This window comes from Bradyrhizobium centrosematis, from assembly GCF_045571495.1.
GTDB lineage: Bacteria > Pseudomonadota > Alphaproteobacteria > Rhizobiales > Xanthobacteraceae > Bradyrhizobium > Bradyrhizobium centrosematis.
On record NZ_CP120703.1, the window covers coordinates 5,335,419 to 5,357,089 of the forward strand.

At 65.2% G+C, this 21,671-nt stretch carries 20 protein-coding genes; 6 read left to right on the top strand and 14 right to left on the bottom strand.

The genetic code is table 11. The features are described 5' to 3' along the window. Positions 1 to 18: 18 nt before the first annotated feature. Together P6U31_RS25500 and P6U31_RS25505 are read right to left on the bottom strand one after the other, a co-directional pair. Entirely contained in the window at positions 19 to 609 is a 591-nt protein-coding gene (locus P6U31_RS25500) for a thiamine pyrophosphate-dependent enzyme (RefSeq protein WP_407184518.1), read from the bottom strand. After that, the gene (locus P6U31_RS25505) at positions 606 to 1,148 is read right to left on the bottom strand and encodes a phosphonopyruvate decarboxylase (protein ID WP_407184519.1); all 543 of its coding nucleotides are present in this window, start codon (positions 1,146 to 1,148) and stop codon (positions 606 to 608) included. Before P6U31_RS25505 ends, P6U31_RS25500 begins: the two co-directional genes overlap by 4 nt. 106 nt (positions 1,149 to 1,254) lie before the next feature. Here P6U31_RS25505 and P6U31_RS25510 point away from each other — a divergent pair, with 106 nt between their 5' ends. Beyond that, positions 1,255 to 2,475: a cytochrome P450 gene (locus P6U31_RS25510; RefSeq protein ID WP_407184520.1), complete on the top strand. Its 1,221-nt coding sequence runs from the start codon at positions 1,255 to 1,257 to the stop codon at positions 2,473 to 2,475. Positions 2,476 to 2,669: 194 nt separating this feature from the next. Further along, positions 2,670 to 3,884, top strand: a complete 1,215-nt coding sequence (gene rocD / locus P6U31_RS25515) for an ornithine--oxo-acid transaminase (protein WP_407184521.1) — start codon at positions 2,670 to 2,672, stop codon at positions 3,882 to 3,884. Between the two features lie 499 nt (positions 3,885 to 4,383). Here rocD and P6U31_RS25520 read toward each other — a convergent pair whose 3' ends face one another. Continuing rightward, entirely contained in the window at positions 4,384 to 4,626 is a 243-nt protein-coding gene (locus tag P6U31_RS25520) for a hypothetical protein (protein WP_407184522.1), read from the bottom strand. A 3-nt stretch (positions 4,627 to 4,629) separates the two neighbouring features. Here P6U31_RS25520 and P6U31_RS25525 point away from each other — a divergent pair, with 3 nt between their 5' ends. Beyond that, positions 4,630 to 5,826, top strand: coding sequence for a Spy/CpxP family protein refolding chaperone (locus P6U31_RS25525; protein ID WP_407184523.1), 1,197 nt, complete (start codon positions 4,630 to 4,632; stop codon positions 5,824 to 5,826). Positions 5,827 to 5,844: 18 nt separating this feature from the next. On the opposite strand, the gene P6U31_RS25530 is transcribed toward P6U31_RS25525, so the two are convergent. From P6U31_RS25530 to P6U31_RS25570, 9 genes are all read right to left on the bottom strand, one after another. Beyond that, positions 5,845 to 6,708 carry a sugar phosphate isomerase/epimerase family protein gene (locus P6U31_RS25530; RefSeq protein ID WP_407184524.1) on the bottom strand — a complete coding sequence of 288 codons (864 nt, stop codon included), beginning with the start codon at positions 6,706 to 6,708 and terminating at the stop codon, positions 5,845 to 5,847. Then, positions 6,708 to 7,898: a dihydrodipicolinate synthase family protein gene (locus tag P6U31_RS25535; protein WP_407184525.1), complete on the bottom strand. Its 1,191-nt coding sequence runs from the start codon at positions 7,896 to 7,898 to the stop codon at positions 6,708 to 6,710. Before P6U31_RS25535 ends, P6U31_RS25530 begins: the two co-directional genes overlap by 1 nt. 129 nt (positions 7,899 to 8,027) lie before the next feature. Further along, positions 8,028 to 9,179, bottom strand: a complete 1,152-nt coding sequence (locus tag P6U31_RS25540) for a Gfo/Idh/MocA family protein (RefSeq protein ID WP_407184526.1) — start codon at positions 9,177 to 9,179, stop codon at positions 8,028 to 8,030. Next, a complete protein-coding gene (locus P6U31_RS25545) occupies positions 9,176 to 10,573 on the bottom strand; it encodes a hypothetical protein (protein ID WP_407184527.1) in 1,398 nt (465 codons plus the stop codon). The genes P6U31_RS25540 and P6U31_RS25545 overlap by 4 nt, the downstream gene beginning before the upstream one ends. A gap of 216 nt (positions 10,574 to 10,789) precedes the next feature. Next, positions 10,790 to 11,632 (bottom strand): ABC transporter ATP-binding protein, encoded by an 843-nt coding sequence (locus P6U31_RS25550; RefSeq protein ID WP_407184528.1) that lies wholly within the window; start codon positions 11,630 to 11,632, stop codon positions 10,790 to 10,792. Between the two features lie 121 nt (positions 11,633 to 11,753). Further along, entirely contained in the window at positions 11,754 to 12,746 is a 993-nt protein-coding gene (locus P6U31_RS25555) for an ABC transporter substrate-binding protein (protein WP_407184529.1), read from the bottom strand. A gap of 57 nt (positions 12,747 to 12,803) precedes the next feature. Next, the gene (locus P6U31_RS25560) at positions 12,804 to 13,613 is read right to left on the bottom strand and encodes an ABC transporter permease (RefSeq protein ID WP_407184530.1); all 810 of its coding nucleotides are present in this window, start codon (positions 13,611 to 13,613) and stop codon (positions 12,804 to 12,806) included. A 203-nt stretch (positions 13,614 to 13,816) separates the two neighbouring features. Further along, positions 13,817 to 14,524, bottom strand: coding sequence for a TetR family transcriptional regulator (locus P6U31_RS25565; protein WP_407184531.1), 708 nt, complete (start codon positions 14,522 to 14,524; stop codon positions 13,817 to 13,819). A gap of 195 nt (positions 14,525 to 14,719) precedes the next feature. After that, positions 14,720 to 15,568 carry a VOC family protein gene (locus P6U31_RS25570; RefSeq protein ID WP_407184532.1) on the bottom strand — a complete coding sequence of 283 codons (849 nt, stop codon included), beginning with the start codon at positions 15,566 to 15,568 and terminating at the stop codon, positions 14,720 to 14,722. 224 nt (positions 15,569 to 15,792) lie between these two features. On the opposite strand from P6U31_RS25570, the gene P6U31_RS25575 reads away from it, so the two are divergent. Next, a complete protein-coding gene (locus P6U31_RS25575) occupies positions 15,793 to 16,686 on the top strand; it encodes a sugar kinase (protein WP_407184533.1) in 894 nt (297 codons plus the stop codon). A gap of 18 nt (positions 16,687 to 16,704) precedes the next feature. Further along, positions 16,705 to 17,622 carry a ribokinase gene (gene rbsK / locus P6U31_RS25580; protein WP_407184534.1) on the top strand — a complete coding sequence of 306 codons (918 nt, stop codon included), beginning with the start codon at positions 16,705 to 16,707 and terminating at the stop codon, positions 17,620 to 17,622. Here the strand turns inward: rbsK and P6U31_RS25585 are convergent, their stop codons facing one another. Then, positions 17,623 to 18,843: an NAD(P)/FAD-dependent oxidoreductase gene (locus tag P6U31_RS25585; RefSeq protein ID WP_407184535.1), complete on the bottom strand. Its 1,221-nt coding sequence runs from the start codon at positions 18,841 to 18,843 to the stop codon at positions 17,623 to 17,625. A 228-nt stretch (positions 18,844 to 19,071) separates the two neighbouring features. On the opposite strand from P6U31_RS25585, the gene P6U31_RS25590 reads away from it, so the two are divergent. Then, positions 19,072 to 19,866, top strand: coding sequence for an enoyl-CoA hydratase/isomerase family protein (locus P6U31_RS25590; RefSeq protein ID WP_407184536.1), 795 nt, complete (start codon positions 19,072 to 19,074; stop codon positions 19,864 to 19,866). A 12-nt stretch (positions 19,867 to 19,878) separates the two neighbouring features. Here the strand turns inward: P6U31_RS25590 and P6U31_RS25595 are convergent, their stop codons facing one another. Continuing rightward, complete coding sequence (locus P6U31_RS25595) at positions 19,879 to 21,591, bottom strand: IlvD/Edd family dehydratase (RefSeq protein ID WP_407184537.1); 1,713 nt, start codon at positions 21,589 to 21,591, stop codon at positions 19,879 to 19,881. Positions 21,592 to 21,671: the final 80 nt, after the last annotated feature.

The window sequence follows — 21,671 nt, forward strand, 5'->3', positions numbered from 1 at the left end:
GGAAGAGACAGCCCCGCCCTAGATCGGCTGGAATCCGAGGTCGCCGCGGATCCGGTTGAGGATGTAAGTCCCATCCCGAGTCGGCAAGATCCGCTCGAGGCCAGCGCTGTCGATCTTCACATTGGCAAAGCGCGGCCCCGCGGAAATGTCGTGGACGGCTTTGGCGAAGGCTTCGACTTCGGCCATTGTCGTGACAGCCCGGCTGTCCTTGATGCCGCAGGCCTTGGCGACGCCGACGAGGTCGGCGGCGGTCGAGGTGTGGCTGATCTGGCCGCCGATCTCGCCATAGGCCTCATTGTCGAGCACTGCGATCGAGAGGTTGGACGGCTTCTGCAGGCCAATGGTGGCAAGGCTGCCCATGCCCATCAGCATCTCGCCGTCGCCGGTGATGACCAATACCGGCAGCTTCGGCTGTGCCAGCGCCAGGCCGAGGCCGATCATCGCCGCGCCGCCCATGCCGCCCCAGAGATAGAAGTTGCGGGCGTGGTCGCCGGCCGCGCACATGTCGTTCGTGGAGGCTCCTAAGCCGCCGATCGCGACCACATCCTTGCGGTTCGCCAGCAGCGTGGACACCACCTGGCGGCGGTCGAGGAGATTGGCCTTGCTCATTTGGTGAAAACCTTGGCGCCGATCAGGCGCTGCGACAGAAGGACGGCGGTGGGCGTCAGCGCGTTGTAGGCCTGTGATGCAGCCGCTTGCAGCACGGCCGGCACCTCGGCCGCGTTGGAGGCGCGCAGCACCTGGACCCCGGAGAGCTCGAACACGCCCTGCGTGGTCGATCCCATCGGCACCTGCCACGGATTGAACTCGCCCCACTCGCCGCGCATGGTGACGAGGGTGAGAAAGGGAAAGCGCAGGATCGGGATCAGCGACAGCATGTTGATGCAATTACCGACGCCGCTGGACTGCATCAGCAGCACGCCGCGCTGTCCGCCGGCCCAGGCGCCCGCAAGCAGCGCCACGCCCTCCTCCTCCGTGGTCAGCGGGATGCCGCGCATCGTGGACGAGGCCAACACGCGATTGATCAGCTTGGCGTGGCCCGCATCGGGCACGTAAGGGACCTGCCGGACGTCGAAGCGTTGCAGGGTCGCGAAAATATCGTCCGGCCAAGTCGGGGCCGTCTCGGCAGCATCAGCGTAGGCGTGCATTTTCCCGTCCGGTCGGCTAGCAAATACGCCACGACTGTAGACGCATGCATGCGTCCATCAGAACAACAAAAAAGGCATAACGGATTTAACCGGCGAGTATAACGGGATGAACGCAAGTGCGAAGGAGTTGGCGGCAAGCTTCGATCTCGAGAAGCTGACGCCCGAGTTCTACGACGACCCCTATCCGACCTATCGTGCACTGCGGGAGAACGAGCCGGTCAAGCGCCTGCGCAACGGCACCGTGTTCCTGACCCGCTATGACGATCTCGTCACCACCTACAAGAACACGAAGGCGTTCAGCTCGGACAAGAAGCGCGAGTTCGCGCCGAAATACGGCGATACGCCGCTCTACGAGCATCACACCACCAGCCTCGTCTTCAACGATCCGCCCGTCCATACCCGCGTGCGGCGCTTGATCATGGGCGCGCTGTCGCCGCGGGCGATCGCCGGGATGGAAGGCGATCTCGTCAAGCTCGTCGACGGCCTGCTCGACGCCATCGCAGCCAAGGGTCATTGCGAGCTGATCGAGGATTTCGCCGCGTCCATTCCCATCGAGGTGATCGGCAATCTGCTCGACGTTCCCCATGACGAGCGCGGGCCGCTGCGCGACTGGTCGCTGGCGATCCTCGGCGCACTCGAACCCGTGGTCTCGCCCGAAGCCGCCGCGCGGGGCAACAAGGCGGTGCGCGATTTCCTCGCCTATCTCGAGACGCTGGTGGCACGCCGGCGTGACAAGCCCGGCAATCCCGAACGTGACGTGCTGACGCGGCTGATCCAGGGGGAAGAGAACGGCGAGCGGCTGACCGAGAAGGAGCTGCTGCACAATTGCATCTTCCTGCTCAATGCCGGCCACGAGACCACCACCAATCTGATCGGCAATGGCCTCGTGGCATTGGATCGGCATCCCGACCAGAAGCAGCGCCTGATCGACAACCCGGATCTGATCAGGACTGCGGTCGAAGAGATGCTGCGCTACGAGAGCTCCAACCAGCTCGGCAACCGCATGACCACCGAGAAGGTCGAGCTCGGCGGCGTCATGCTTGACGCCGGCACTTCGGTGACGCTGTGCATTGGCGCGGCCAACCGCGATCCCGCGCAATTTCCCGACCCCGAGCGCTTCGACATCGCGCGCATGCCGAACCGGCATCTCGCCTTCGCCACCGGCGCGCATCAATGCGCCGGCATGGCGCTGGCGCGGCTCGAAGGGGCGATTGCGATCTCGCGCTTCCTGGCCCGCTTCCCGAACTATGCCGTGAGCGGGGCGCCGGTGCGCGGCGGACGGGTGCGCTTCCGCGGCTTTCTGAGCGTGCCCTGCACGATCGGCTGAAGGGCTCGACACCAAAAATTGCGAAAACAACCCCATGCACAGTAGATAACCCTCTGATACTTTTGACAAATCAGATAGGGCTCCACCATCGGACGCATGAAGACTTCCAAGGCGGCAAGTTGATACCCAGATCAAGCTGAGCGCCGGCGGTGCAGTCGTTGACGCCGCCGTGTGCGGCCATGGAGTGACGACAGATGAGCTCGTCGGTCATTGATTTCATCGCAACGGAAGCACGCTTCGGCGCCCGCAATTACGAGCCGATCGGGGTCGTCCTGTCGCGCGGCGAAGGTGTCTGGGTCTGGGATACCGAAGGCAAGCGTTATCTGGATTGCCTCTCGGCCTATTCGGCGGTCAGCCAGGGCCACTGCCACCCCAAGATCCTGGGGGCGATGGTCGAACAGGCGCACAGGCTGACGCTCACCTCGCGCGCCTTCCACAACGACCAGCTCGCCCTGTTCTACGAGGAGATCGCGGCGCTCACCGGTTCCCACAAGGTGCTGCCGATGAACAGCGGCGCCGAGGCGGTCGAAAGCGCGATCAAGTCGGTTCGGAAATGGGGCTACGAGGTGAAGGGCGTCCCGGACGGCCAGGCCGAGATCATCGTCTGTGCCAACAATTTCCACGGACGCACGCTGGGCGTCGTCGGCTTTTCAACCGATCCCGAGACCCGCGGGCACTTTGGGCCGTTCGCGCCAGGGTTCAAGATCATCCCGTTCGGCGACGCCACGGCGCTGGAGGAAGCAATCACCCCAAATACGGTCGCCTTTCTGGTCGAGCCGATCCAGGGCGAAGCAGGTGTCATCATTCCTCCCGCCGGCTATTTCACCGCGGTCCGGGAGCTCTGCACCGCCAACAACGTGATGCTGGTGCTCGACGAGATCCAGACCGGGCTCGGCCGCACCGGCAAGCTGCTTGCCGAACAGCACGAGGGAATCGAGGCGGACGTGACACTGCTCGGCAAGGCCCTGTCCGGTGGCTTCTATCCGGTGTCGGCCGTGCTCTCGAACAACGACGTGCTCGGGACTTTGCGACCTGGGCAGCATGGCTCGACCTTCGGCGGCAACCCGCTTGCCTGCGCCGTGGCCCGCGCGGCGATGCGCGTGCTGGTCGAGGAAGGCATGATCGAGAACGCAGCCATCCAGGGCGCACGCTTTCTGGAGGGCTTGAAGGACATTCGCGCCAATACGATCCGCGAGGTGCGCGGGCGCGGCCTGATGCTGGCGGTCGAGCTGCATCCCGAGGCCGGCCGCGCTCGCCGCTACTGCGAGGCACTCCAGGCCAAGGGCATCCTCGCCAAGGATACCCATGAGCATACGATCCGTATCGCCCCGCCGCTGGTGATCACAAGCGACCAGGTCGACTGGGCACTGGAGCGGCTCGCCACCACCCTGACGCAGGATCTCTCGTAAGGCTGCCTGCGTCGGAAGATCGCAACGCCGACGGCGGCCAAGGACGAACCATTCCGCCAGCTGTGCGTTGAACGTCGTGGGCGATTACGAGCTGGGAGCTACGATCATGCTTCCGCGTGGCGTTTGCCTAAGGGCCGTTTTGGTTGGTGTCTCGATGCTGGGAGCCAGCGTCGGCACGTTCGCTCAGGGACCCCCGGGACATGGAAGGGGCGGACCACCAGGTTCCGCCGCGGCACCGGCAGCCAGGCCAGCAGCACCACCTACCATGGCCCGCCCGGCTGCGCCTCCAGCCATGGCGCGTCCCGCCGCGCCGGCTTTCCATCAACCTTCCATGCCGCAGCGGCCGGCCATGGCGCCACGTCCGGCGCCGCATATGGCCTCACCTCCACCGCGTCCGACCCCGCACTTCGCTGCACCGCGGCCCGAATTTCATCGGGCGCCGGCAGCACCGCAACGCCCGGCGATGGCACCGCGGCCGACGCCGCACATCGCCGCTCCCTCACGGCCCAGCGGACCGCCGGCCGCGAGCGAGCGACTGTCGCGGCGGGATCAGATCGAACAGCGCGCACAACAGCGCCAGCAACAAATTCAGCAGCGCCAGCAGATGGTGCAGCAGCACCAGCGCGAGATGCTGTCGCGCCAGACTACGGAACGCCAGACCCGCATCGATCGCCTGCAGCAGCGCGTGCAGCAACTCCAGTCGCAGAAGCCGGACAGCGCAAGGGCGCTGCGCGAGCAGCAACGGATGCTCCAGACGCAGAACCGCTTGCTCGCGCGTGAGCAGCGCGCGCAGCAAAGCGACCTGGCGCGCCAGCAGCGGCTTGGAGTGCAAGCTCCGGCCGGGCGGGCGCCAGCGACTATTGCCGCTGCCGCGGTCGCCGCGCAGGCCGCCCAGCGCGGGCGGTTTGCGGAGCGCTTCCGCGAGCAGGCCCCTGCGCAACAAGCTCAGGCCGCACTCACCACCCGCCAGAGCGGTTGGGCTCCCCGGCAGGCTTGGCGACATCGGCATCCCGCGGTGTTCGTGGCTTGGCTTGGGCCCGTGTTCTGGCCTTATGCCTACTCGGACATTTTCGACTACACGTTCTGGTCCAATGCTTACGAGCCCGGCTATTGGGCGTACGCCTATGACGACTTCGTCGACACCGTATTCTGGGGTGGCGACGACCCCTACTCCGCTTATGCCAGCACCAATCCTTATGACTACTCGCAAGCCGGCGGCAGCTACCGCGCGCGCCAGCGTGCCAGCGTGAGCCCGCAGACGGTTCAGCAATTGTGCGCCACACCGGATAAGGGCGTGACCGCCTGGCCGCTCGCCGATATCGCACGGGCGGTGCGGCCAACGCCGGAGCAACGCGTATTGTTGGACGAGCTCAAGACGGCGGCGGCCAAGGCTGCCGGTGTGTTCAAGGACTCCTGCACGGAGACTTATGCACAGACCCCGCCCGGCCGTTTGCGCGCGATGATGAACCGCATCAGCGCGACGCTGGAAGCCGTCAAGATCGTGCGGCCGGCGCTGGAGAATTTCTACAACTCGCTCAGTGACGAACAGCAGGCCCACTTCAACGCGCTTGGCCCGAATGTCGGCGAACGATCGCCAGAGCAGCAGCAGGCCAGTGCCGAGGGCTGCGGTGATCCCAAGACCGGCCTGACCCAGTTGCCGATCCAGAGGATCGAGGCTGTGCTCCACCCCGCAGGCAAGCAAAAGGAGGCGCTCGACCGCCTCGGCGAAGCGACGGCGAAGGGCGTTCAGGACCTAGAGGCGGCCTGTCCGAACGATGTGCCCCTGACGCCGGTCGGACGGCTGGAGGCGATGCAGCACCGGCTCGAGGCCATGTTGACGGCCGCCAAGCTGGTCGAACCTGCGCTGGACGAATTCTATGCGACGCTGAGCAGCGAGCAGAAAGCGCGCTTCAACAGATTGCAACAGGTCGCGGGCCCGTGAGGGCGTGAGGCGGAAGCTCTACACGACAGTCTTATGGCGCGCGATGCAGGTGCGCAGCACCTCGTCAATCGGCTTGCTCCACCAATCGTTGGAGAAAATCTCGATCTCGGAATAGCCGGCAAAGCCCTGTGCCTCGACGGCCGCACGCACCGATTTGATGTCGATGACGCCGTCGCCCATCATGCCGCGGTCGTTGAGGATGTCTTTGGTCGGCACCAGCCAGTCGCAGACGTGGAAGGCCAGCAGCCGATCCCGGCCGGCACGCGCGATCTGGTCCATCAGCTCCGGATCCCACCAGATGTGATAGACGTCGAGCGCGACGCCGAGCATGCCGCTACGATCGGGGTCGAGCCGGTCGCAGATATCCAGCGCCTGCTTCGTCGTGTTCACGCAGGCACGGTCAGCCGCGTAAGCCGGATGCAGCGGCTCGATCGCCAGCGGCAGCTTGGCCTGCTTGGCGTAGTCGAGCATGTCGGCAAGGGCTTCCTCGACCTGCCCGCGCGCGGCCACGATGTCCTTCGAGGCCTCGCTGCCAGGCCGCGAATATTGCGGCAGTCCGCCGACGACCAGAACGATGCAGGGCGCGCCCAGTGCCTTGGCTTCATCGACACAGCGGCGGTTATCGTCGCGCACCTCGCTTCGGCGCGAAGCGTCCGAGGTGAACATGCCGCCGCGACAATAGCCGGACAGTTCAAGGCCGGCCTCGCGGACCGCGCGTGCGGCGCGATCGAGCCCGACGGCGGCGACCTGGTCGCGCCAGGGATCGATGGCGCGGATGCCGTGCTTCGCGCAGGCCTCGATGATGGCGACGAGATCACCCTGCTTGCGGACGGTTGCCGTGTTCAGCGACAGCCAGCGATGATCGGACGAAAAGTCACGCATCAGTCTTCCAATCCATGCGAGGCCAGCACGGTCTTCATCCGCCGCGTCGCCAGTTCGGGATTGGCGAGCAGGCCGGCCTTGTCGGCGAGACGAAACAGCTCGGCCAGATGCAGCGTGGAGCGCGTGCTCTCCTGACCGCCGACCATGGTGAAATGATCCTGGTGCCCGTTGAGATAGGCCATGAACACCACCCCGGTCTTGTAGAAGCGCGTCGGTGCCTTGAAGATGTGACGCGACAGCGGCACCGTCGGCCCCAGCACGTCGTGGAAGCCGGCCTCGTCGCCAGCCGCCAGCTGCGACAGCGCATAGGACGCCGCCGGCGCGATCGCATCGAAGATGCCGAGCAGCGCATGCGAGAAACCCTGTTCGTCGCCCGCGATCAGCTCCGCGTAGTTGAAATCGTCGCCCGTATACATCTTGATGCGCTTGTCGAGGCGACGGCGCATGTCGATCTCGCGCTGCTTGTCGAGCAGCGAGACTTTCACGCCGTCGACCTTGGCGGCGTTGCCGTTGATGATGGCGACAGCCGTGTCCATCGCCTTGTCGAGGTCCTTGGTGCCCCAGTAGCCCGTCAGCGCGGGATCGAACATATCGCCGAGCCAATGGATGATGACGGGCTCGCGAACCTGCGACAGCACGCGGTCATAGACCTTGGCGTAATCGTCGGCATTGCGACCGAGCTTTGCGAGGGCCCGCGAGGCCATCAGGATGATGCGGCCGCCGACCTTCTCGACCGCCGAGATCTGCTCCTCATAAGCGCGGATCACGTCGTCGAGGTTTTTCGCATCCTCGACCGCGAGATGATCGGTGCCGGCACCCGAGAACACCAGCGCGTTGCGCCGCTTCGCGGCGGCGACCGAGCGCGTGATCAGCTCCAGCGAGGTCGGCCAGTCCAGGCCCATGCCGCGCTGCGCGGTGTCCATCGCTTCGGCGACGCCGAGGCCGAGATCCCAGACATGCTCGCGGAAGGCGATGGTCTTGTCCCAGTCGACGGCGACCGAGAGCCAGGGATCGTTGTCCGCGAAAGGATCTGCGACCGTATGCACGGCCGAGAAGGCGATGCGATTCAGCGGGCCCTCGAGCTTTGCCGGAAACGTGCGCGAGGCCGCGAGCCGGTAGGTCTCGATCGAGCGATCGGCCTTGGGCAGCTTGAGCGACAGTGATGACATTGGCAGGACGGGCTTGTTCATGATTTCGAACCTCTCCCCGTCATTGCGAGCGAAGCGAAACAATCCAGACTGCCTCTGCGGAAAGACTCTGGATTGCTTCGCTTCGCTCGCAATGACGGCTTAGTAGACATCGGGATTATCCGACTGACCTCACACCTTGATCGGAGCGACGTCGATCCAGCGCCGCTCCTTCCAGCTCTTCAGCGCGCATTCGGCGAGCTGCACGCCCTTGGCACCTTCGAGCAGTGTGAACTTGTACGGCGCATCCTCGTAGACGTGGCGGATGAACATCTCCCACTGTTCCTTGAAGCCGTTGTCGTAGCTGACGTTGTCGGGCAGCTTCTGCCAGTCGCCGTAGAAATCGTGCAGCCGCTTCTCGTCGGGATTCCACACCGGCCTCGGGGTGGCTTGCCGTGCCTGGATCATGCAGTCGGAAAGACCCGCGACCGCCGAGCCGAGCGTGCCGTCAACCTGGAAGGTGACGAGGTCGTCGCGATAGACGCGCGTCACCCAGGACATGTTGATATGGGCGATGATGCCGCCTTCGAGCTGGAAGGTCGCGTAGGCGGAATCATCCGCGGTCGCCTTGTACTTCCTGCCCTGCTCGTCGTAGCGCTCGGGGATGTCGGTGTTGCCGATGCAGCTGACGCTCTGGACATTGCCGAACAGGTTGTCGAGCACGTAGCGCCAGTGGCAGACCATGTCGAGGATGATGCCGCCGCCGTCCTCGTTGCGGTAGTTCCAGGACGGCCGCTGCGCCTCCTGCCAGCCGCCCTCGAACACCCAATAGCCGAACTCGCCGCGCACCGAGAGGATGCGGCCGAAGAAGCCGGAGTCGCGGAGGAAGGCGATCTTCTTTAGGCCCGGCAGGAACAGCTTGTCCTGCACCGTGCCGTGCTTGACGCCCTTGGCATTGGCGAGCTTCACGACCTCGACGGCTTCCTCGAAATTCGTCGCGATCGGCTTCTCGCAATAGACATGCTTGCCGGCGTTGATGGCCTGGGTCAAAAGACCAGGGCGCGCCTGCGTGGTCGCGGCGTCGAAGAACATGGTGTCGTTCTTGTCGGCGAGCGCGGCGTCGAGGTCGGTGGTCCAGCGCGTGATGTTGTAGCGCTTGGCAAGCGCCTCGACTTTCTCGGCGCTGCGGCCGACCAGGATCGGATCGGGCATGACGCGATCGCCATTCTTCAAGCGGACGCCGCCCTGGTCGCGGATCGCGACGATCGAACGGATCAAATGTTGGTTAAGCCCCATGCGGCCGGTGACGCCGTTCATGATGAGGCCGAGGCGTTGGGTGGTCATGTCAAATGCTCCTGAAGTAATATTGGCTGCTCGAGCGGGCGGAGCGCCGACCAGTCCGGATGGACCGACGTCGCAAAGCCTACTGTGTTGAGCGATCCCGTCAGGAGATCGCCGTCGTGGATCGAGAGTCGGATGCCCTGCCCGGCGTCGGCATAGAGATCGGGATGCGCGGCGGCGAAGGCACGTGCCTCGGCCGCAGGCGTCTCGCCGAAGCCGTCGACATAGTGATGGCCGTTGCGCTCCGCGTGGGTGAGGCCGATGAAGGCGCCCAGCGCGAGATCCTGCTGCACGGCGAGACCTGCCTGGCAGGTGAGGTCCTCGCCGGTGATGAAGAACCGCTCGCCGCTCGCACTCCATTTCGCCGCGCGCGTGGCGTTGACGATGGACTTGTAGAGCCCCTTGCAGGATTTCGAGGAGATGCCGCGATAGCCAAGCGCCCGCGCCGCCGCAAAGGCGTCGTAGGAATCGTCGGCCTCGTCGATGATGAAGTCGCGCGCGGCCAGCGCGCCGAGCGGCGCCCGCCGCGTGATGTCGCGCGGCATCGGCTGTTCGACATAGAGCAGGCGCGTGGCGATCGGACGCAGCGCGGTGTCATGATCGAGCCGGTCCATCAGCGCCTGCAAAGCAGCGAGATCCGCATATTGCTCGTTGGCATCGAGCGTCACCCGATAGTCGCGCCCGAGCATATCGAGTTCCTTGCCGATCCGCGCCAGCCGTGCTGCATCGGCGATGGGATCGCCCGACAGCTTGAGTTTGAAGTACCGCGCACCGGCATTCTCGCGCGGATCGGCGACGCCGCCCTCGCCTTCAACGACATCATCAAGGCCGACCGTGTGCCTGATGGCAACACGCTGCAGCGGCACCCGGCCGGCGAGGAACGTCCCGATATCCTTCTCGCTCAGGTCAGGACAAAGCCGCGCATCGATGCCGGCGATGTTGGCAGCCACTCCGTCGAACAAGCTGGTCCCGACGGCGCGCAGCAGCGCATCGAGTACCGCCTCGTCGATCTCCGCCGGGCCGTAAGCTGCGGCAAGCGGCGGAATGTTCTTCTTCGCGCAGGTCGCGATCTGGGCACCGATGCACGAAGCATGCAGATCGAACGCGGTCTGATATCCGGTGCGCGCCAGATAAAGCCCGCGCGCAATCTCGAGCGATCGTCGCAAGCCGTCGACCGTCTGCGCCGACGACAGTTCCGGCCGCTTGTCGAACCATTTCGGCACCAGCAGCTCGGCGCTGGCACCGACAGCGCTCCCCCGACCCTCGATCTCGATCTCGACTCGCACGAACAGCTGCGGCGTCGCATTGATCGTGATCGCGCCAAAGCGGAACGGCCGCGCGAACTGCACGGGACGTTCGAAGAAGGCGATGTCTCGCAGTTTCAGGCGGGGCGACATGGGCAATAGAACGAGATGAACTTGATGCGAGCGGTGCAGCCGCGGGCGACTCGCCTCTCCCGCTTGCGGGAGAGGCCGACGCGCAAAGCGCGGCGGGTGAGGGTTCTATCCTCTTGGGGAGTCTTTCCAGCGGAGACACCCTCTCCCCGACCCTCCCCCGCAGGCGGGGGAGGGAGCGCACCGGCGTCGTGGTGGCTAACGGCGGAGCCCATAATATCAATCCATTGCACCTTGCGAGAAGAAATGCTTGCGGATGCGTTGTACGAGCTCGGTGAAGACAGGATCGGCCATCACGTCGAGCGAGCGTGGGCGCGGCAGCGGCACGTCGTAGATTGCGGCGACCGCGCCGGGCCGCTCAGTCATGACCAGCACGCGGTCGGCGAGGAACACGGCTTCCGGAATCGAATGCGTGATCAGCAACACCGTCTTCTTCGTCTCGCGCTGGATCCGCATCAATTCGACATTCATGCGCTCGCGCGTCAGCGCATCGAGCGCGCCGAACGGCTCGTCCATCAGCATGATCCTGGGATCGTGCACCAGCGCGCGGCAGATCGAGGCGCGCTGCTGCATGCCGCCGGAAAGCTGCCAGGGCAGCTTCTTCTCGAAGCCTTCGAGCCCGACCAGCTTCAACAGCGACTTGGCGCGGTCGAGATATTCCTGCCGCGGCAGCCGCTTCATGTCGATCGGCAACATCACGTTGCCCAGGATGTTGCGCCACGGCAAGAGCAACGCGTTCTGAAAGACGATGCCGACATTGCCGTGCGGCGTCATCACCTTCTCGCCCTCGACCAGGATCTCGCCCGTGGTCGGCGGCAAGAGGCCCGAGATCAGCTTGAGCAGCGTGGACTTGCCGCAGCCGGAAGGGCCGACCACGACGAAGAACTCGCCGTCATTGATGTGGAAGTCGAGCGGCCGCAGCGACGGCACGTCGCCGTCGCGCGTCCGGTACGTCTTCGACACGCCCGACAGCTTGATGCCCGAGGCATCGCCGGCGCGGTCGGACACCAGGCGCAGATGTGCGGCGGGTTGCGCGTGAGATATCGCTTCTGCTGCTTTCATTCGATCAAGTCCGGTCGACAATACGAACCGTCATTCCGGGGCGATGCGAAGCATCGAACCCGGAATCTCGAGTTCCGGGTCTGGTCCTTCGGACCATCCCGGAATGACGGTGTTGGCGTTCTCACGACCCGCTCTTCGGCAGGTAATCGTTGGTGTAGAAGGCCTTCGGGTTCTCCTTGGCCTTGGCATCGAGCCCGCCATATTCGACCAGCAGATTAACGGTCTCGACCATGTTTTGGTCGGTGACCTGGAACGGCCGCTTGCTCTTGGTCTCCGCGGTCCGGTACAGCGGAATGGTCAGCTCAAAGCCCTGCGTCAGCGTCTCGATCTTGCCGCCCTTCGGGTTGGCATCGAGGATCGATTGCGCGGCGGCCTTCGGCTCCTTCTCGGCGGCTTCGACCGATTTCGTGGTCGCCGACATGAAGCGGCGGACGAGATCGGCATTGGCCTTCACATAGTCGGTGTTGGCGATGATGCCGGAGGAGACCATGTTGATGCCGTAGTCGGCGAACTTGATCGGATAGACGTCCTTGCCGGTGGCATCCTTGATCTTCATCGACTGGTCCATGACGTAACCGAGCAGCAGATCGGCCTGGCCGTTGATGACGGCGTTGAGCTTGGTCTGGCCGTCGCCGGCGACGGTCTTGAAGTCGCTCTCCTTCAGGCCGGTCTTCTTCAGGAACAGCGGCCAGATCTGCGTCATCGAGTCCGCCGGTGTGATCGCCACCGTCTTGCCCTTGATGTCCTCGGGCTTCCTGATGTTCTTGTCGACGAAGCCCATGGCGGACATCGGCGAGGTCTGCAGCAGGACGCCGGTCGCGACCACGGGAGCGCCTTTGATGGCGGCGCGCATCATGGTGGGAACGTCGACATAGCCGAAGTCCGCGGTCTTGGCGGCGACGGCCTGCGTGGTCGCAGCCGATCCGCGGCCTTCCTGAATTTCGAGATCGATGCCCTCGGCGGCATAAATGCCCTTGGCCTTGCCGTAATAGAACGGCGCGTGCTCGCCATAGACGTACCAGTTCAGCATCAGCACGACCTTGTCGGCCGCCTGCGCCGGTACGGCTGCGAACGCCATCAGCGCCACGGATGCAGCCCCAATCCACCGCTTCATCGTTACTCTCCCTTGCCGTTCGTTGCGTCGGCCGTTGGTGGCCGCTCGTTTCTTTGGTCAGGATGCAAAGATCACGTCCTCGCGCTGGCTGACGTGCCAGGGGATGATCAGCTTCTCGATCCGGTCGACGATCCAGAACAGGACCACACCGAGCAGCGCCAGGATTACCAGCGCGGCGAACATCGTCGGCAGGTCGAAGGTACCGATCGAGCGCTGCATCACGTAGCCGATGCCGGAATTGGAGCCGACGAACTCGCCGACGACGGCACCGACCACGGCGAGCGTCACCGACACTTTGAGACCGGAGAAGATCGCCGGCAGCGCGTGCGGCAGGTTCACCGCACGGAACACCTGCAGGCGGCTGCCCTGCATGGCGCGGGCGAGATCGACCATGTCGGGGTCGACCGATTTGAAGCCCTGCACCGCGGAGACCACCACCGGGAAGAAGCCGAGCAGGAACGCCGAGATCACCTTCGGGATGATGCCGAAGCCGAACCAGACCACGAACAGCGGAGCGATCGCGATCTTCGGCACCGATTGCGAGAACACCAGCAGCGGATAGACGTAGCTCTCCACCGTCTTCGAGCCCGCGATCAGCATCGCGACGGGAATGCCGAACAGCGCCGACAGCAGGAAGCCGCAGACGGTCGCATAGGTGGTCGGCCACGACTGGCGCAGCAATTCCGGCCATTCGGTCCGCAACACGGCGACGACGTCCAGCGGCGACGGGATCTGGTAGGCGGGGATCTTGAACAGGCGGATCGCCAGATCCCAGGCGACGACAATGAAGACCAGGAACAAGAACGGCCGAACCCAGGCCGCATTCAGCATCCTGGAGATGGCACTCTGTGGCTTCGGCTCGGCCAATTTTCACTCCCGGCAGTCTTCTTCGTTATGCGGAGAAATTAACCCGTTGGATAAATACTGTCCAGAGCTTTCCCTGTGACGTTTTGCGCGGGGGTCCGGTACACCAACGTCATTCCGGGCGATGCGAAGCATCGAACCCGGAATCTCGAGATTCCGGGTTCGGTCCTACGGACCGCCCCGGAATGACAGCAGAGAATGGAGCGCTACACCGCCTGCGCCACCGCCGCCCGCGACTTCGGCGCTTTCGCGATCTCGAACAGTTCCGCCGAGCGCCCGGTCAGCGCAGCCAGCACGAGGCCGACCATGTGCGCCAGCCGCTCGTCCTTGGCCTTCTCGTCCAGCAAATCGCGGCCGAAGATGACGCTGAGCGTTGCCGAGTTGGAGAGGTAGAAAAAGCTGAGCGCCGCGATCGAGATGTAGAGCTGCACCGGATCGACGGCGACCTGGAAATCGCCGGACTCGACGCCACGCCGCACCACGGCGCGGATCATCTCGACGAAGGGCGAGTGCATCGACTTGACCTTGGTCGATTTCTTCAGGTGCTTCGCGCGCGCGAGGTTCTCGGTCTGGAGCAGCGACAGGAATTCCGGATTGCGCAGGAAGTAATTCCAGGTGAACTCGATCAGGCGCCTGATCGCCTCGGGCGGATCGAGATGCTCGAGATCGAGCCCCCGCTCCTCGCTGCGGATCTTGTCATAGGCGCCTTCGAGCACCGCGAGATAGAGCTCGTCCTTGTTGCCGATGTGATAATACAGCATGCGCTTGTTGGCGCCGGCCTTGGCCGCAATGCGATCGACGCGCGCGCCGGCGAGGCCATGGGCGGAAAACTCCTGCTTGGCAGCTTCGAGAATGCGCAGCCGCATCCCCTCGGGATCGCGCTGCCATTTCAGAGTTCGCTTTGCCTTCGCCAAACCGGGTGCTCGCTGGGTGGTCTGGATATGGCGTGTAACACGCGGCCCGGCGTTTGAGAACGCAAGGTTGCTGGTTGGCTCTGTCATTCCGGGGCGCGCCCTCTTAGGCGCGGACCCGGAATCCATCGGGCCGCAGGGCCGGGCGGATGAATGGATTCCGGGCTCGTCGCTTCGCGACGCCGCGGAATGACAGAATCAATCCGCCGGCTTCGGCGAGCGCTCCAGCAACACGGTCTGCACACCGCAGGTGCCGCTCCGCACGGTCATGATCCGCGTGCCCGGCTTGCGGCCATTGCGGACTTCACTGACGTCGAGGCCCGCAGCGATCAGGCGGGCACGCGTGGCATCGATGTCGGCAACCCGCCAGCTCAGGCCCCAGAGCCGGTCATGCATCGGATCGCCGCCGGCGACCGGCCGGCGCACCACCTCGACGATGAGGTCACCGCAGCGGAAGAACAGCAGCTGCCCCCAATCCTGGTGCGAGCGGTCGAGCGCCAGGTCGAGGCCGAGCCGCGCGCCGTAGAGCGCGGCGGCGCGCTCGGAATCCTCGGTGGTGACCACGATGTGGTCGAGCGCGTCGATCGGCGCGATGTCGGTGGCGACCGAGAGCGGGCGCTCGTCGGCAAGCTCGAGGAAGAACATGCGCACGCCGCGCGTGAGTTCCGTGGCGGCCCGCGTGCGCTTCCAGTGCAGCACGTTGCCCGTATCCGTATCGCTGCTTTCGACCTCGGCGACCGGATCGGGGCTCAAGGCTACCCGCTCCAGCCGCCGGTGCATCCGGCTCACGTCTGCGACACGAAAGCACAGGCTGGCGAGCATGCCCTCCTGGTCATCGAGCAGGGCCCGCATGCGATCCGCAGTCACGCTGAAGCCGCTCGGCGCCATCAGCTCGATCGTCATGTTCGCGAGAGTGAACAGCACGCGGTCGGCGCCCTCGCCCGAATTCTGCCAGGCCGGCGCGCGGGCGAGCAGCGTCTGGTAGGCCGCCTTGGCCGCCCCGATGTCCCTCACCAGAACGACGACGTGATCGAGGCCGGTGATCATCTGTCCCCCTTTTGATCGCGCCTGTCACTGCCCTGGAACCCATGGGCCGAAACACGGCGTTTGTCCGGGCTTGGCATCGCCCGGTGATGGTCGTATTCCCTGGCCATGCTGACCTCAAGCGCTTCGGGCGGCAGATTTGCGAATAATTTCAGCGTCCCGCCGGAGCGGAACCGGTGCTACAGTAAGCGCCCGGCCGGGACCACAAAGCGCATGACGGACAAGCAATGCAGGCTCTCTTCATCGGACAGACCTATATCGACGTCGTCTTCATCACCGACCACATGCCGACCGGGGACGAGAAGCACGTCGCTTCCGACTACGCCGTCTCCTTCGGCGGCAACGCGGTGACGGCGGCGTTCTGCTGCGCCAAGCTCGGGATCGTGCCGGACCTCATCGCCACCGCGGCCAATGACTGGCTGGGACGCATGTTCCAGGATATGTGCGCGAAATACGCGATCTCGCTGCACGGGCGGAAGGTCAACCAGTCCTCGCTCTCCTTCATCATGCCCAAGGACGGCAAGCGCGCCATCGTCCGCTGCCGCGACGACGAGCACATTCACCCCTTCCCGATGCTCAATCTCGGCGGCTGCCGCGCGCTGCATGTCGACGGTCACCAGCCGGATGCCGCGATCCACTACGCCAAGGTGTGCCGCGAGGCCGGCATCCTGACCTCGCTCGACGGTGGCGGCCTGCGCACCAACACCCATGAGCTGCTCGAATATATCGACGTCGCCATCGTCGCCGAGCGGCTGTGCGAGCAGATGGATCTGACGCCGGAGAAGATGCTCGACTACCTCAAGAGCCGCGGCTGCAAGATCGGCGGCGTCACCATGGGCGAGAAGGGCCTGCTCTGGTACGACGAGACGGGAACGGTCCAGGTAATGCCGGCGATGCCGATCCCGCGCGAGCGCGTGATCGACACCAACGGCGCCGGCGACGTCTTCCACGGCGCCTATGTCTATTCCTACCTCGCCCATCCCGGCAAAAGCTGGCGCGAGCATTTCGACTTCGCCCGCGCCGCCTCGACCTTCAAGATCCAGCGGCTCGGCAACGAGGCCGGATTGCCGACGCTGGTCGACATCGCCAAGGTCAGGCACGAGTTCGAGGTCAGAGTCTAGACTCGCTTGAGGTTTCCTATGGGGCGCGTCTTCGTCGCCGGCAGCATCAACATGGATGTGGTGGCGACGGCCGATCGCCATCCCCGCATCGGCGAGACCGTCGCGGGTAGGCAGGTGCTGTATTTCCCAGGCGGCAAGGGCGCGAACCAGGCGGTGGCGGCGTCACGGCTCGGCGCGCGGACCACGTTGATTGGGCGGCTGGGGAAGGATTCGTTCGGAGCCGAGCTGCGGACCTTCCTCGGCGACCAGGGCATCGATCTCGGCTATGTCCAGGAGATGGCCGAGGCGCACACCGGCACCGCGATCATCACGGTGGCGGAAGCCGACAACACAATCGTCGTCATTCCCGGCGCGAACGGGCTGGTCGGCGCCGACGACGTCGAGGTCGTGCCGCTGCTGGCGGGCGACGTCGCGGTCAGCCAGTTCGAGATTCCGCTGCCCGCCATCGCCGCGTTCTTCCGGCGCGCGCGTGAGGCCGGGGCTACGACGCTGCTCAACCCGGCGCCGGCGCAAAAGATGCCCGATGGGCTGCTGGCGCTCGTCGACATCCTGGTGCTGAACGAGACCGAGCTCGGCTTCCTCGCCGGCGTGGAACTGTCCGACAGTGACGAGGCCGTAGAGATCATCGACGTGGCGCGACAGCTTCAGGCGCGCCAGGATCAGACCATCTGCGTCACGCTCGGCAAGCGCGGCGTGCTCGCGCTCGCCGGGCGCGAGGAGATTGTGGTGCCGGGGCGCGCGGTGACGGCGGTCGACACCACGGGCGCGGGCGACTGCTTTGTCGGAGCGCTCGCCGCGCAACTCGCCGACGGTGCGCCCTTGCGCGCCGCTCTCGCCTTCGCCAACGCCGCCGCCTCGATCAGCGTGCAGCGCATGGGCGCCGGGCCGTCGATGCCGACGGCCGCGGAGGTTATGGCCGTGCTCGGCGCAGGCTGATCACGCCAGCGCGCTCTTCAGGTCGAAGCTCTCGTCCGCGGCCTGCTCCGGCGTGATCGAGCGATCCATGGCCTGGAGACGACGGCCGAACATATGGTCGCCGGCGCGGTTGATGGACTCGATGCCAAGCAGCTTCTCGCCATGGTAGCAGAACGCCGAAAACGCCTTCTTGGTGGGATCGCCGCGCAGCACGACACGGTCGTAGCCGGTCGTCAGTCCCGCGATCTGGAGCTTGTCGTCGCCCTGGTCGCTCCAGAACCAGGGATGGCTGTCATAAGGCTTCTTGTCGCCGGTCAGCCGCGCCGCGAGGCAGCGGGCGTGATCGGTGGCGTTCTGCACCGATTCCAGCCGCAGCGATCCGCCGAAGCGCGGACTGGCGAACAGCGCGCAATCGCCGATCGCGGAGATGTCGGGATCGGCGGTCGCAAGATATTCGTCGACGATGATGCCAGCGGCGACCGGCAACCCCGCCTGCGCCGCGAGCTCGATGTTCGGCAGCACGCCGACGCCGACCACGACGAGGTCGGCAGGCAGATGCCGTCCGTCGCTCAGGGACACGCCGGTGACCTTGCCGCCTTCGGCCTCGATCGAGGTCGCCTGCACGCCGAGATGGATGCGGATGCCGGCCTCGCGATGCCGCGCCTGGAAATATTCGGAGACCTCCGCCGTCACCGCACGTGCCATCACGCGCGGCGCAAGCTCGAGCACGTCGACCTCGAGGCCCTTGATCCGGGCCGTCGCGGCAAACTCGAGCCCGATGAAGCCGGCGCCGATGATCACGGCGCGCGTCTTCGACGGCATGATCGCGCGCAGCGCCTCGCTGTCGTCGAGGATGCGCAAATATTTTACGTCCGCGAGGTTCGCGTTGGGCAGATCGAGCAGGCGGTTGCGCGCGCCGGTCGCCAGCACGAGATGGCCGTAAGCGAGCGTCTCGCCCGAGGCGAGATGCACCTTGCGCCCGGCGCGGTCGATCGACACCGCGCGGCCCGCGATCAGCTCGATCTTCTGATCCTGGTAGAATTTTTCAGGCCGGAACATCAGGCTCTCAGGCCCGGCCGAGCCCTTGATATAGGCCTTGGACAGCGGCGGCCGCTGATAGGGCAGATGCGCCTCGTCGTTGATCAGGCAGACGCGCTGCGAAAAGCCCGCCTGGCGCAGGGACGCCGCGACCTGATAGCCGCCATGGCCGGCACCGACGATGATGACCGGACCGTCGCTCATTGGACAGCCCATTTCCGGAAGACACGAGCGTGACCCATGCCGCCTCCTCTCTCGCTGATTTTGGTTGCTGACCTTACGAGGAGCCGGCGCTCGTGTCCGTCCCTTGGCGAAGGCGCATCCATTTGAGCCTATCGTTCCGTCCAGTGCAAGGGTGCGCCGCGGGGATTGTCTCCCCCGCGCTTCTGCGATTTAGTCGCTGTCCACGACCTCACGCCGGGGATATTCCAGATGCCAGCTCCCGTCTCCCAGCCCGATGATCCCGCCCTGCTGCGGATCGATGGCCCGATCGCGACCATCACGCTCAACCGTCCCGCCGCCTTCAACTCGATCAACCTCGCCATCGCCCAGAAGCTCGAGCGGCTCGCGGCCGCGATCGAAGGCGATGACGCGATCCGCGTCGTGGTCCTCGAAGGCGAAGGCCGCGCATTCTCGGCCGGCGGCGATCTGCAGACGATCGGGGCGGCTGCAGAGGCGGGCACGGTAACGCCGGTGGTCGGCGAGCTCTTGAAGCACTATCATGCCTTCATCGAGATCATCCGGCGCATGCCGAAGATCTCGCTGTCGAGCGTGCACGGCTCGGCGGCCGGCGCCGGCATGGGCCTCGCCTTCGTCACCGATCTCTGCATCGCCGCCGACGACGCCAAGTTCACGCCGGCCTATGCCAAGATCGGCGTGTCGCCCGACGGCGGCTCGACCGTGGGCATCGTCGGCACGGTCGGCTCCCGCCGGGCGCTGCAGATCTTTCTGTCCGAGGACAATTTTACCGCGCAGCAGGCCTATGAATGGGGCCTGGTTGCGAAGGTCGTTCCCGCCGCGGAATTGAAGGGGGCGACGCAAAAGCTCGCCGAGCGCCTCGCGCAGAACCCGCCGGCCGCGATCGCCGGCACCAAACAGCTGGTCTATCAGGCCGCCACCACGCCGGTGAAGCAGCAGCTCGATGCCGAGGAGCACAAGATCATCATGGCGATGAACACGGAGGAATTCCGCGTTGCCGTGAAGAAGTTCACGAGCAAGGGCAAGTAGCGCCGCGCTCGCTCAGCCCTTCACGGGGCCGGTCCGCTGCATGAAATCGAAGTCGCAGCCCTCGTCGGCCTGCATGATGGTCTCGTTGAACAGCCAGGCGTAGCCGCGCCGTGCCTCCGCGGGCGCTGCGGCCGGCTGCAACGCGGCACGCCGCCGCTCCAGCTCGGCAGCATCGACCAGGAGCTCGATGCTGCGCTTGGCCACGTCGAGGCTGATCATGTCGCCGTTCTTCACCAGCGCCAGCGGTCCGCCGACGGCCGATTCCGGCGTGATATGCAGCACGATGGTACCGAACGCGGTACCGCTCATGCGCGCGTCCGAAATACGCACCATGTCCTTGGTGCCGCCGCGCGCGAGCTTCTTGGGAATCGGCAGATAGCCGGCCTCAGGCATGCCGGGTGCGCCCTTCGGGCCGGCATTGCGCAGCACCAGCACGTCATCGGCGGTGACGTCGAGATCGGGATCGTCGACCCGCAGCGTCATGTCCTCGACGGATTCGAACACCACCGCGCGCCCCGTATGCTTAAGCAGCTTCGGGCTCGCGGCCGATTGCTTGATGACCGCGCCGCGCGGCGCGAGATTGCCGTGCAGGATGGCGAGACCGCCCTCCTTCTTGATCGGATTGTCGCGCGGACGGATGGCGTCCTGGCCGGGAACGTCCTCCGCATTCGCCGCGATCTCGCGCAGCGTCTGGCCGCTGATCGTCCTGGCGTCGAGATCGATGAGGTCGCCGAGCTGCGCCAAGAGCTTTGGCACGCCGCCGGCGTGATGGAAATGCTCCATATAGTGCTCGCCGGACGGCTTGAGATCGACCAGCACCGGCACCTCGCGGCCGATCTGGTCGAACGCGCCGAGATCGAGCCGGTGCGGCGAGCGATGCGCCATCGCGGTCAGATGGATCAGGCCGTTCGTCGAGCCGCCGATGGCCTGAAGCACGACCTGCGCATTCTTGAAGGACGCCGGCGTCAGCAGATCGCTCGGCTTCGGCCCCTTGGTCTTGGCCATCTCGGCGGCAACCTTGCCGCTGGCCTCGGCAAGACGAAAGCGCTCGGCATGGGGCGCGGGGATCGTTGCGCTCATCGGCAGCGACAAGCCCATGGCCTCGATCATGCAAGCCATGGTCGAGGCCGTGCCCATCACCATGCAGGTGCCGACCGACGGCGCGAGGCGCCCATTCACCGCTTCGATCTCGGCATCGTCCATGTCCCCGGCGCGATATTTCGCCCAGAGACGGCGGCAGTCGGTGCAGGCCCCTAACACCTCGCCCTTGTGATGGCCGACCACCATGGGACCGACCGGAATCACCACGGTCGGCAGATCAGCGCTGATCGCAGCCATCACCTGCGCCGGCAAAGTCTTGTCGCAGCCGCCGATCACGATCACCGCGTCCATCGGCTGGGCCCGGATCATCTCCTCGGTGTCCATCGCCATCAGATTGCGCAGATACATCGAGGTCGGATGCGCAAAGCTTTCGGCGATCGAGATGGTCGGGAACACGAACGGCATCGCGCCCGACAGCATCACGCCGCGCTTGGCGGCTTCGATGATCTGCGGGACGTTGCCGTGGCAGGGATTGTAGTCGCTATAGGTGTTGGTGATGCCGACGATCGGGCGCTCCAGCGCGTCGTCGGAATAGCCCATGGCCTTGATGAACGCCTTGCGCAGGAACAGCGAAAAGCCGGCATCGCCATAGCTCGTCAAACCCTTGCGCAAACCACTCGTCATCAGGTCGCTCCTTAAGTTCTCATTGTGGTACAACCTGCCCCTCGATTGTCAATAAGATCAGTCGATAGCGGCGCTAGCTT